11 protein-coding genes and 2 pseudogenes are annotated in these 12,371 nt (G+C 32.2%); 11 read left to right on the plus strand and 2 right to left on the minus strand.

The features are described 5' to 3' along the window. The 8 genes from BMX60_RS10000 to cmr6 all read left to right on the plus strand — a co-directional run. Positions 1-393, plus strand: a 393-nt coding sequence (locus BMX60_RS10000) for a UPF0236 family transposase-like protein (protein ID WP_177159775.1), incomplete at its 5' end; no start/stop codon positions are given. A 936-nt stretch (positions 394-1,329) separates the two neighbouring features. Further along, positions 1,330-2,472, plus strand: coding sequence for a type III-B CRISPR module RAMP protein Cmr1 (gene cmr1 / locus BMX60_RS10010; RefSeq protein ID WP_091351331.1), 1,143 nt, complete (start codon positions 1,330-1,332; stop codon positions 2,470-2,472). A 28-nt stretch (positions 2,473-2,500) separates the two neighbouring features. Continuing rightward, the gene (cas10, locus tag BMX60_RS10015) at positions 2,501-4,384 is read left to right on the plus strand and encodes a type III-B CRISPR-associated protein Cas10/Cmr2 (protein ID WP_091351332.1); all 1,884 of its coding nucleotides are present in this window, start codon (positions 2,501-2,503) and stop codon (positions 4,382-4,384) included. Then, positions 4,374-5,471: a type III-B CRISPR module-associated protein Cmr3 gene (gene cmr3 / locus BMX60_RS10020; RefSeq protein WP_091351333.1), complete on the plus strand. Its 1,098-nt coding sequence runs from the start codon at positions 4,374-4,376 to the stop codon at positions 5,469-5,471. Before cas10 ends, cmr3 begins: the two co-directional genes overlap by 11 nt. 4 nt (positions 5,472-5,475) lie before the next feature. Beyond that, a complete protein-coding gene (locus BMX60_RS10025; protein ID WP_177159776.1) occupies positions 5,476-6,867 on the plus strand; it encodes a hypothetical protein in 1,392 nt (463 codons plus the stop codon). 3 nt (positions 6,868-6,870) lie between these two features. Beyond that, positions 6,871-7,836 carry a type III-B CRISPR module RAMP protein Cmr4 gene (gene cmr4, locus BMX60_RS10030; protein ID WP_091351335.1) on the plus strand — a complete coding sequence of 322 codons (966 nt, stop codon included), beginning with the start codon at positions 6,871-6,873 and terminating at the stop codon, positions 7,834-7,836. Then, positions 7,823-8,320, plus strand: a complete 498-nt coding sequence (cmr5, locus tag BMX60_RS10035; RefSeq protein ID WP_091351336.1) for a type III-B CRISPR module-associated protein Cmr5 — start codon at positions 7,823-7,825, stop codon at positions 8,318-8,320. The genes cmr4 and cmr5 overlap by 14 nt, the downstream gene beginning before the upstream one ends. Beyond that, complete coding sequence (gene cmr6, locus BMX60_RS10040; RefSeq protein WP_177159777.1) at positions 8,313-9,266, plus strand: type III-B CRISPR module RAMP protein Cmr6; 954 nt, start codon at positions 8,313-8,315, stop codon at positions 9,264-9,266. Before cmr5 ends, cmr6 begins: the two co-directional genes overlap by 8 nt. A gap of 363 nt (positions 9,267-9,629) precedes the next feature. Here cmr6 and BMX60_RS12490 read toward each other — a convergent pair. Continuing rightward, a pseudogene (locus tag BMX60_RS12490) lies at positions 9,630-9,770 on the minus strand (transposase); the annotation flags it as partial. A gap of 98 nt (positions 9,771-9,868) precedes the next feature. Then, the gene (locus BMX60_RS10050) at positions 9,869-10,096 is read right to left on the minus strand and encodes a hypothetical protein (protein WP_091351338.1); all 228 of its coding nucleotides are present in this window, start codon (positions 10,094-10,096) and stop codon (positions 9,869-9,871) included. A gap of 539 nt (positions 10,097-10,635) precedes the next feature. On the opposite strand from BMX60_RS10050, the gene csx20 reads away from it, so the two are divergent. The 3 genes and pseudogenes from csx20 to BMX60_RS10065 all read left to right on the plus strand — a co-directional run. Then, complete coding sequence (csx20, locus tag BMX60_RS10055) at positions 10,636-11,028, plus strand: CRISPR-associated protein Csx20 (RefSeq protein ID WP_091351339.1); 393 nt, start codon at positions 10,636-10,638, stop codon at positions 11,026-11,028. 150 nt (positions 11,029-11,178) lie between these two features. Next, on the plus strand, positions 11,179-11,928 hold the full coding sequence (cas6, locus tag BMX60_RS10060) for a CRISPR-associated endoribonuclease Cas6 (RefSeq protein WP_091351340.1): 750 nt from the start codon (positions 11,179-11,181) through the stop codon (positions 11,926-11,928). A gap of 219 nt (positions 11,929-12,147) precedes the next feature. Beyond that, a pseudogene (locus BMX60_RS10065) lies at positions 12,148-12,371 on the plus strand (ISLre2 family transposase); the annotation flags it as partial.

The following is a 12,371-nucleotide window of genomic DNA, read 5'->3' on the forward strand; positions in this document are numbered from 1 at the left end:
ATCAAAAACTTTAAAAGGTATGTTCTTAACAACTGGCAGGCGATAACAATATATAAAGAAGAAGGATGTTATGGAGGTGGAACAGAAGGGCACATAAGTCATGTACTATCAAGCCGCTTAAGCAGCCGACCAATGGGTTGGAGTCGTGAAGGACTGCGGGCAATGGCTGAGTTACGAGCATATTTAAGTAGTGGTGGCAAAATTACACTTAAACATTTAAAATCAGAAGCAAAGAAAAGCTATAGCCTGGAAAAAAATATTGTCCTAAAGATCAAAAATACCTATACCAAGGTATGTGAACTATTAAATAATGTGCCCATATTAAGCAAAGGTAAACTGATACCAATGTTTAAATGTTTGAAAGATATACATAATGGAACATTTAATTTGTAAACCAAAATAGAGTGGTCATCAATTTATAAATATCCTATAAAAAGTTGACACTATCATAATCAACTGTTATCTTGACATTGTTACCAGCCTACCTATAAGGGATTGAAACCTAGATCTCAATTCAATCCAAAAACCTTTATTGGTGATGCAGCTTTTTAGAAAAGGATTTGCGAACATATCCAGGCACTCTCCGTGGAACACCAGAATGGGAAGATGCTTACAAAACACGTACTGTTACGGAAAGAACTATCAACCACCTTAAAGATAACTTGTGTGTTGCTGGTCGAAAAACACGTAATGAAAAAACTTTGCATGCTGATTTACTTTTAGGTGGTATTACTCAGCTGATTACAGTTCTTCTTGCAGATAAAATGCATTGTCATCAATACATTCGTAGTTTGAAGCCTTTAATTTCATAACCTTATATCATAATCTGTAAAAAACTCCTATTCTTATAAGTTTATTTGTCATGCTCTTTTTTACTTAACTTGTACTATCTAAAAGTATCGGCTTATCTTTTATACATCTTTTCCACTCTTTTACCATTCATTTCCTGTTTTTTTGACCTTTTGCTTAATAGTTTCGCAACTACCTAATAAATGTTTAAAGTATAGTATTTATGTTTTGATTGTTAAAGATGATGTGATTTTATCAAATACCCCTAAATTTTGTGCAATATATAGATATAGGTTTAATGTTTAATTGGAAAAATTATTTAAATTAGTTATTACTGAAATTTTATAATTTTATTAAAGGAATTTAAGTATATTTGTAGAATATATGTGATGAGTATTATAAACACATAAACTTTCGGTTGCTATTAAATATTTAACATTTGGGTTCGCTAGTATTTTTTGTTTTTTTTAATAGTATTTCCTCAATATCATGTAAAAATGAATAAATATATACTAAATTTTACTAAGGGGGGAGAATTGGATGTATCACCTAAAATTGACACTTAGAAGCATTACACCTATTTTAATGTATGGAGCCAACAAAAGTAAGCCTGAACTGAGGGCTACAGAGTTTAAAGGGTTAATGCGTTTTTGGTGGAGGGCCATTAAAGCTTCAGATGATATTGAGGCTTTAAAGAAAGAAGAAATAAATATTTTTGGAGGTATTACTGACACAAAGGGAATTAAAAGCAAAGTCAAGATTTTTTTAGACAGTAAACCAGGCTCGGATAGCATTAAAAATAATCTGCAAGAAATTTTAAGAAACAACAACAATCTTGCACAAGATAAAATAAAATCAATCGAGTATTTGTTGTATTCAGCTGTAATCAACAAATATAAACCTAAACTTTTTGGACCAAACACCCAATTTGATTTAATAATAAATTCCCGGTGTGAAAATGCTTTCAAACACGCTATTGCTGCTTTATGGGTTTTAATATTTTTTGGAGGAGTTGGCTCAAGGTCCAGGAGGGGAGGTGGAAACCTTTATGTTGAAAAAGTTCAGGGAGAAACCTACGGTCTTCATTTTATACCCCAGGCTAACAGTTCTGAAGAATTGGCTACCTGGTTAAAGGAAAATTTTACAATAATTAAAAAAATAATCTCTCCCTCACATAAATCTTGCACATCCTATTCTAACTTGAATTTTTCAAGGTTTATAGTTTCTTCAAATAACTTTGATAGCTTTCAAGAGGCCATGGCAGATATTGGTGCAAGGTATAAAGACTTTAGATTTGAGCACAAAAATTCTATCAGTAGCGGCAACTTAGGTCTTCCTGTTGTCCATGGAATTCGCATAAAAAAAATATCAAAGGTAATAGGCAAGAAAGGCGATATAGAATTTTGCAGGCGCGCTTCCCCACTTATCCTTAAAATACTAAATAGCCAGGGAAAATATTACTGGATGGCTTTGAGGCTTACAGGAGAATTTTTACCCAAAGGTGCTCAGTTAGTGTGGGGTAATAACTATTCTAAACCATCAGAAGAAAACCTCGACAAGTTTTGGAACAGTCTAAAAAAAACTAATGATAATGATGCAGATAATTTAGAATATAAACTAGAATATACTCTTGACCCCAACTTAGAGTCAAAAAAAGTTATTAAAGAAAAAGCCCAAAACTAAGTTATAGCTTATTACAGGAGGTGAGTAAATGGTTAAAACACTCGTAATCTTTTCAATTGGTCCAGTTCAAAGTTTTATCAATAAAGCCCGGAAAACCTCTGACCTTTATGCTGGCAGCAAGCTGTTGTCAGACTTAATTGAAAAGGCAATGCAAGCCTTTAAAAACCAGCAGGGATTAAAGGTAGAGATAGTTTACCCAAGCGAAGCTTTGGCATCAAAACCAAACAGGTTTTTAGCAGTGGTGGAAACTGAAGGCTTGTCAAAAGGGCTAAATGCTGTCTGCAAAGAAATAGAAAAAATGCTATACCAGGAAGTAGAAACAATTTTTTGTAGCCTTTTACAAAAACTAAAGCTCAAAGAGCCAGCAGGTTTTAAAAGGCAACTGGAAAGGTTTTTAGAAGTTCACTGGGCGATTTTTAGTCTGGACGATAAAAACTACCAGGAGGGTTTTAATCAAATTGATAAATTAATGGGTGCAGTAAAAAACACCAGGACTTTTAAGCAGCTACAAGAAGGCCATGCTGGCCAGGTTTTGGGCGAAACAGGTCGCAAATGCAGTTTGTGTGGTGAATTTAATGTTTTATTCTACAGGAGTAAAGATAATAAGATAGACTATATAAACCCCAAAACAAACTTAAAAAGTAAGTATATCTCACCTGCAGCCATTAATTTAAACAATATTTGTAACAAAAACATATTTACTGCTCTTTTTAGCGAAAATGAAGGGCTTTGTGCAGTTTGTTTTATAAAAAGGTTTTACAGATACGATACCCAGATTAATGCTTTTAGCTCTACTTCAGAAATAGCCCTTATGGAAACTCTAGAAAGAGTAAAACAGGATGGAGAAATAAAGAAGCAGATAACTGAATATGAAAATCTCTTTAAATCAAAAAATAATGGTTTATTTGAATCATCTCTGTTTTATAAAGAAAACCTTACTGAAGATTATTTTAAAAAATGGGGATATCCCTTAGAGGTATTAGGAGTTTCCCAAGATTTATTAAACAATATTCATAAAAAAGCTGCAGAAAAGGGTTTGAATTTTAGTAAGTATTATGCCGTTTTATCTTTAGATGGTGATGATATGGGCCAGTGGCTTTCAGGAGAAAATTTAATTGACCAGGGAGGGCTATTTGAATTTCACAAAAAGCTAGCTAATTCTTTAGGGGAATATGCTCAAAAAATCTGTGACGCACTAAAACCGCCTAAGGGGCAACTAGTTTATGCCGGTGGGGATGATGTCCTTGGTTTTGTAAACCTAAACCATCTAGTTGATGTCCTTACTGAGATAAGGAGGGATTTTCCTGCCCTTGAACAGCTAGCAAAAACACCTTCACATAAAAAATCCTCAGCTTCAGTAGGGGTTGCAATAGCCCATTATAAAACACCTTTGTCAGAGGTTCTTTCCATATCAAGGCATATGCTTGAAAAAGCAAAGGAAAATCATAGAAAAAACTCTCTAGCAATTGCTCTTATTAAAAGATCTGGCGAAACAGTAGAAGCTGTTTATGAATTTGAGCAACAAATTAATAGTTCTAGTTACATAGTGTTAAGAACTATACAAAGGATAATAGATGAAATTAGCAAAGGGAGCTTTTCAAAAGGCTTTATAAAAAATTTAAGGGCAGAATTTATGCGCCTTTTAGGGTGTGAGAACGATAATTTTATAGAAGAAAATATTTTAATAGAAGAAATAAATAGACTGGTAGCTCGTTCTTGTATGATGTTGAGAAAACCAGGTGAGAGTGAAGAAGACTATAAAAATCGTAAAGCTGAAAGTATTAGTTGTTTTCAAAATGACCTTATAGACCTTTTAAATACAGGTTTAAGTGGAGGCACCAATATCATAGATTATTTTAATTTGTTAGACATTGCAGTATTTTTAGGAAAGGAGGTAAACCATGACAGCTAAACCCGATACAGTAACCTTTGAGGTTGAAGCTCTAGATACTCTTTTTTTTAGAGATGCTAGACCTTTTACCAAATCAGAAGAAAATTGGGCTCAAACGATTTTTCCTCCATCACCTTCAGTGTTTTATGGAGCCCTGCGTACCCTTTTTTTTGCAGAAAATGTTAACCAATTTAACCTGGCTGGAAATGATAATGACCCAACTAAAGAACTAAAAATCACAGGTATATATTTAGCCCAAGGCAATACATCTTTCTTTCCGGCACCATTAGACTGCATTCAGAAGAAATTTTCAAGGGGCCAAAATTACAACCAGGAAAACAAAGGGTTTTTATTGGACTTATATGAAAATCCCATAGGTCAATCTAGCTGCCCCTTAAAATATATTTTAATGCATAAAGGACAAGGAAAGGCAAAAGAAATAGAGGGGGGATATTTGGATGAAGAGGAACTATTTAAATATTTAAGAAAAGAAGATGAGTCTTTTAATTTTTATCACCTAAAGGGTTTTCTTTATTCTGAACCTAAGATAGGTATTGGTATATCTAAAAACTGGGGTACTTCCCAGGAAGAAATGCTCTACAGGACAGAGATGATTAGAACTAACAATCTTTCCTTTGTACTTAGAACATCCGGTCTTAAGCTACCAGAACAGGGAGTACTAAGGTTAGGAGGTGAAGGTAAGACAGCTTATTTTAAAAAAACAAGCAATATAGACACTTCTATTTTGAACCTGGACAAACAAGAAATGATGTTTAAAATTTATTTTGCTACACCAGCTATCTTTGAAAAAGGATGGCTTCCTCGCTGGATAGAAAAAGACGATGATAATTGCTACTTTGGGTCCTATAAAGGGCTTAGGATACGTTTGTTAGCTGCTGCTCTGGGTAGGTATCAGTCCATTGGGGGCTTTGATATGAAGAAGGGTAAACCAAAACCAATGTATAGGGCTGTCCCAGCAGGAAGTGTTTATTATTTCAAACTTGAAGAAGGCACCCTTGAAGATGCTGTAAAATTATTCCATGACCAAAGAGTGTCAGATTATTACCAGGAACAAGGTTTCGGATGGTCATTTGTGGGGAGGGTATAAAATAATGGAAAAAGAAACAATAATTATAACTTCGGTAGGTACGTCGATTTTAGATAAATATTTAAGATTAAAACAAAATAAAAATAATCACTTTAAAGATAAATTAAATGGTTTGAAAACAGTTCCCTTTGAAAAATTAAATGAACGTGGCTCAAAAATCAACGAAATAAAAGAAAAAATAACTGACTATTTGCAAGTAGAAATAGATGATGGAGAGTATCCTTCAGCGGAAATTAAAAGCTTGATTAAAATTAAAGAGCAGTGCAATATAAAACAAAAAATCACAGCTTATTTAATAGCTACAGATTCTATAGCATGTGTGTTGGCGGCAGAGCTGATAAAAGAATATTTTGAAAACAGAAAAGAGCACAATATAACTGTGGACTTCACTAGAGAGTATTTTAAAGAAGATTCTAAAAAAGGTAATATTGTTAAAGGGTTATTAGTAAATGATAAAGTAAGATTCGAAAATGAAGGGCTGCTAAACCTTTTAGGATGTATTTTAACAAAGCTAGAAAAAAAATCAAAAAAAAATACACTATTAAATATTACTGGTGGGTACAAAGCTCTAGTGCCCTACTTTACTGTTATAGGCCAGGTTCATTCTCTGCCTACATTCTATATATACGAAGACACAGAAGAAGTTATCCAGGTACCACAGTTGCCAATAGAATATGACTATTCAATTGTACACGAAAATCTGTTTGTCTTTGATGATATAAAACCTGAAAAAAGCATAAAGAATTTGCCCACAAAGGATAGTTTTGTGGAAAATTACTCACAAGAGCTTTTAGATGCATTGTTAGAAAAGGGTATGGTTAGGATTATCGAGGATGATAAAAAAGTAAAAGCGTCTTTTATAGGTGGTTTGATATACCAAAAATATACTAGAGAAGCCTATGGAGAAAACTTTTCAAACCTAAAGGGTAATCTTATAGAATTAAAACTCTACAAGTACTTTGTTGAAAAAAGGTTTCCTGGAGCAAAGATTAAACATTCTTACACTAAGAGTGGAAAAGACGGAAAAGTAGATTTTGAAATTGATATACTGGTGGAAGATGGAGATGAGATTCTTGCGGTAGAGATTAAAGCAGCTGGTAGTGTTAAAGTTATAGAGGAAACAGACAAAAACAGTATAGAATACAAGTTAATTCAAGGTGGATTTTATAAGTTAACAGAGCTATATCCTAACAAAAAACATAAAAGAGAAGTTTATCTTTATTCAAATCAACAAATTTATAATAGAATTTTAAAAGATATTGAAAAACTTCACAAAGATCGTCCTAAAGAAACTGAAAACTTAAAATGGTTTCATCTAAAATTGGATAACACACTAGACAACTATAATGTGAGTGAAGGTAAAATTAAACAAATCTATCCAGAGAAAGGAGAGTAATATATGTATAAAATAGCTTTTCCATTATTTTTTCACGTCCAGACACCATTGCACGTAGGTGCAGGTGGTGACGTTGGGCTAGTTGACCTGCCTATTCAGCGGGAAAAACATACCGCATTTCCCAAAATTGAAAGCTCAGGAGTCAAGGGATGTCTAAGAGAAGCTTTTGAGGGTTTAATTGATAAAGAAATAAAAGGCTTTGGAAAAGTCACCGGTGACGATATAGAACTACTTTTTGGCCCAGAAGAAACAGGGGATAAAGGCCATGCTGCCTCCTTAGGGTTTAGCGATGCCAGACTTTTGTTTTTTCCAGTTAGGTCTGTAAAAGGGGTATTTGCTTGGGTTACATGTCCAGGTGTTTTGAAAAGGTTTAAAAGAGACCTTGAAATTTGTGATATCTTTAATCAGCTTTCTGATAATGGCTCTTTTGTGAAAATTTTTTTTGGAAATTTAAAGTATGTTCCTCCAGTAAATTCTGTTTCCAGTTTAGATAAAATTAAGGTAGATGATGGGCAGATTGTCCTTGAGGAGTATGCACTAAAGGTCGAGGAAAAAAAAGAAACCAAATCCCTAGGCGAAGAGCTTTCTGATGTTCTAGGAGTTGAAGATATTAAAGATAAACTAGTAATTTTGCATGATGATGTATTTAAAGACTTTGTACAGCTTTTTACAGAAGTCATAACCAGGACAAAGATAGATAGTCAAACTGGTACTGTTAAACCAGGGGCCCTTTTTACAGAAGAATACCTGCCAGCTGAAAGTGTCCTATATTCTCTAAGTTTGATTTCTCCAATCTTTGCAGAGAAAAATAAAAAGGGCAAATTCATATCTGATGATCAATCTACGGAGCATCAAAAGATAGCGGACTTTTTTATCAGAGGATTACCTGATTACCTGCAGATAGGTGCCAATACTACCCTTGGCAAAGGAATTGTAAAGGTGGTGGCTTTTACAAATGACTCTAAATAGGTTTAGAAATACAATAGCAGATATGGAGAGAGAAAGGGCTAAATATGCCTACGAGTGTGTGGAAAGTATTGCCAGCGAATACTCCCATTTAAAGAAAAACTATAAATCTTATGTGAGAAAACTGCCTGCCCTTATCAAGGCCAATGGCCTAGCAGGTGCCATCGCCTTTGTTTTTAGTAAAAAGGATAATGACAAATCTAAATCAGATTATGCCTATAAATTGATTTATGAGCAAAGTCAATCCTGGCTTATGGAAAAATCTTCTTTGGGAAAATTGCTTTTTAAAAATGGCTATGATCAAACTGTTAAAAACCATGTGCAACCAGAAGCAAATCAAGTACAGGATGACAAAAGGTTTATTGAAAATATTATAAACTTAGACATAGAAAGCTATAGGCTTGCAACTACAGAGCTTTTAGCCCTTTATAAATGGATGGCCCGCTTTGCTGAAGGTATGCTTGGAGGGGATGAAAAAGATGGCTAAAAATAAAAAAAATAAAAAAGCTCAAAAAAATAGCAACAGCCAGAGCAAAAAACAATCCAATAACATATATTTCATCCCAAGGGAAACCGGGCAGATATTGAATAACCTCGAAAAGCAGAAAGGGGGCAAATTTCAGTATGACAATTATTCCCTACTATTAAACAAGTTTTACAAGTGCCAAGAAGATTCAAAGGGAAAATACGAGTTTGATTTCAATGAAATGGCCAAAGAATATGAGTTCTATCCCAAGGCCCAAAATCTAGAAATTAAAAAACTTATAGATCAAATTAACCAAAGGGTCAAAGCTGTAAGTCAAGCCTATGCTAACATAGGATATCAAGTAAAGAAGTTTGAATTAAAAACCACTTCACCAATGGTAATAGGTTTAGGTAACGACAGTGTTCTTGAAACTTCCCTTACCTTACATCATACTTATGGCATCCCCTACATCCCAGCTAGTGCTATTAAAGGTGTAGCCAGAAACTGGGCTATAAACAATATCTTTGACCTAAATGAAGGAGATAAAGACCGTGGTGCCCTAGGAGACCAGTCCTTTTGTAAAATCTTTGGCAGTCCTGAAGACAGTGTTTTAGGAGAAAGGCAGGGTAAGGTTATATTTTTAGATGCTTTTCCCCTGTGCAATATAAAAGTTAAAACAGATATTATCTCTTCCCACTACCATAACTACTATACATCTGGTAAAAATAACATACCACCTGCTGATTATCTTCAGCCAAATATCAGAAAGTTTTTGGTTTTAGAAGAGGGTGCTCTTTTTAAATTTTATCTCATGGTAAAAGACAAAGACAACGAAAAAATAACACTGGGTAGTTCTGAGGAATATCAAGGAACTATCTTAGAATTAACAGAAAAACTCCTTAAGGAGGCACTAACCATAGAAGGTATAGGGGCTAAAAGCTCAGTGGGATATGGTTTGTTTGGGTAAAAAACTTATCATCATCAAATATTATTGAGTTTTAAACTAGTGCTAATGTGTGCAAGTTTAAATATGGTTTACTGTCATATCATCTAGGGTTTTAATATAGGGTCATGTTAATGAAGATTGAACTAAGGTATAGCAGGATTTTGTAAAAATCACCGGTTTTACCATTTCGGACTATATTATAAATTGATTTTATTTTAAAAATAAAATTAAAAGGTCTTAAATTCTTGATTGAGGAAATTGCATAATTAGATTTTTATGTTTATCAAAAAAAGAGCATAGAAAATCTAACTCATTATAAATGAGTTTTTAAAAAAGGTTAAATTTTGTTATCTAGAACAACATCCTCCATTCTCTATAATATTTTTAAATTTTTATCGTTAAGCAGCTTTGAACTTTAGCCTTCTTTATACCTTTAGATCTGAGATTATCTAAATTTAGATATTTTTTTAGCCTGCTATTACATCTTTCAACAGAACTTCTTTTGTTATATTGATTTTTCCATTCATCAGAGGATCTTAGAGGATAACCATAGTATCGAGGATTTTCTTTATAATTGACTTTTAAAGTATATCCATAGTTAGATGACGAACCTCTTTAAGCTTTTAAACTAACTCTTTTATTGTTTGAATTGTTTCTACTTGCATGGCTATTAAAGCATAAATCATTGATGTTACTTCATAACCTTTTGGGCCTTTTGAATAACTAGATTTTCTTAGATTATAGGCTATTTTAGAAACGTCTAATTGAGATAAAATCATTTCTAACTTAGTTTCTTGTTGAAATTTTATAATTTCTTCAAAGGAAATTATGCTCATTTGTCGAATATACATTTAGAGGTTTCACTTCTTTCGGATAGTTTTGGTGCTACTTAATATATTCGACATTTGGGGTGAAACCTCTTTTTTTGCTTTAAATAAATTTAATAAAATCAGCCTCTTTAAATTATGCAATTTCCTCATTTAAAAAAGAAGTTAAGGGTATATCCCAATTATCATATTGCCTATCAAAATGATTATTACTCTGCTTTCCATGAATGTATATGAGAAACTGTTAGAATAACAGTTCAGATAAATATACTTAAAAAATACTTTGATAAAAAATTATTCTAACTAGAAATCTGCTTTTCTAATATACTTTTCTAATATACTAGATCTTTTTGAACATAATTAATAGCCTAGAATAATTTTTCAGATTATGAAAAGGGATGGTACTAGTTTTAATAATGCGATTAGTTATTTACCTAACTATGTGGGAATTTTTAAGGTAATATTTTTAGAATAATCAGGAAAAATTTAATTTATAGAATTAAACCGCATGTACAGCAATTTTAATATGGATAAAATTTAAGGCTTAGAGGATGGGATGATGAATGAAGGCATTAGTGATAACTTCTCATAGATTAAATGATGAACAAATATTAGAACTACAATCGAGATATAAAGTAGAGGAAATAATTTACTTGCCGGAAGATCTGCAAAATATTTGGAGCAATATTGAGCCTTCTGGCGAATTTCCAATAGACAATCTAAAAAAGATTGTTAGTTGGATTAGTAAAGAAAAAAGAGAAAATGTTTTTGTAATTGTACAAGGAGAATTTGGTGCTACTTTTTTAATAGTAGACTATTGTTTAAAAAATGGATATAAAGCATTGTATGCTACATCTAAAAGACAGGTAAAGGAGGAGGTTAAAGAGGGAGAAACACACACTATAAGGGTTTTTAAACATGTTAATTTTAGAGAGTACAAAGAATGGAAATGTTAATTTGTTTTGGTTTCCAATAATGTTTTTGGGAAACTTTGAATATCACAGGGATGAGGAATAAACACTTTTTAGGTGGAGGAAGAATTAAGTTGATCTATAACTAAAAAGATTACCTATTAGGGATATATAAACTAAAAAGGATGTGTAAAAATGAGAATTGTATTAGAAATAACTTCTGAAAAGGAAATAAATTTACCTATACAATATAATCACATTGTACAAGGATTTATATATGAAAATTTAGCTGATGAAGTTTTCCGTTTCTTTATCCATGATGAAGGTTTTGAATTCAATAAAAGGAAATTCAAGTTATTTACTTTTTCAAAGATATTAGGGAAATTTGTCATCGATAAAATAGGAAACAGAATAATTTTTCAATCACCAATAAAATTAGTTATTTCATCACCAATTGATAAATTTATCAATGAATTTGGTAAAGCATTGTTAGAAAAAGATAAATTTTATTTAGGGAAAAATAATATTCAAATTAGCAAGATTGAAGTTGTTAATAAAGGGAATTTTAGTGATAACGTTAAAATCAGGACACTATCACCTATTGTTATATATAGTACTGTAGAGGAAAATGGTAAAAAAAGGACTATCTATCATAAACCAGGAGATGAAAGTTTTACTTTGTTAATTAGAAGAAATATCGAAAAAAAATATCAACTACTGTATAAAAAAGAACCACCAACAGATGATTTTGAAATTAAAGCAGCTAATCTAGAAAAAATCAGGTTAGCAGTAATTAACTATAAAAATACAATTATCAAAGGTTATTCAGGAGATTTTATTTTAAAAGGCAATCCAGAACTTATATCTTTAGCCTATGATGTAGGGTTAGGAAGTAAAAATTCTCAAGGTTTTGGCTTATTTGATTTTGTCGTCGACCACCAATAGTGCAAAAATCCCTAGAGGTCGACGACAAGTCAAAAAAGACGAAAAATCCCTTAACACCAGGTGTTTTGGGATTTTTATATTAAATTTTAGTTTACATAATATTAAAAAACATAGTGTAAAATTGTTGTAGGAAAAATACAAATAAAAAAATACAAGAGACCGCTCTTTTTGGTAAAATAAAAATTGACAAAACAAAACAATCAAAAAGGAGGGTCTCTTGTGAATATAATTATACAACAAAAATGCGAAGAATTCATCAATAAAGTTTTAGAATTTTTTTCAGAAGACGAAACTCGAATAATGGAGGAAATAGAAACAAATTTAAAGGAGCTAACAGATAATTTTATACTGGAGATGATGAGAACTTATTTTGAATTGATTGATAGAAAAATTGTTGAAGATAAAGTTAAACGAAAGCAAAAAGGAATTGTAATTGAGCGAAA

The organism is Anaerobranca gottschalkii DSM 13577 (assembly GCF_900111575.1).
Classification (GTDB): Bacteria; Bacillota; Proteinivoracia; order Proteinivoracales; family Proteinivoracaceae; genus Anaerobranca; species Anaerobranca gottschalkii.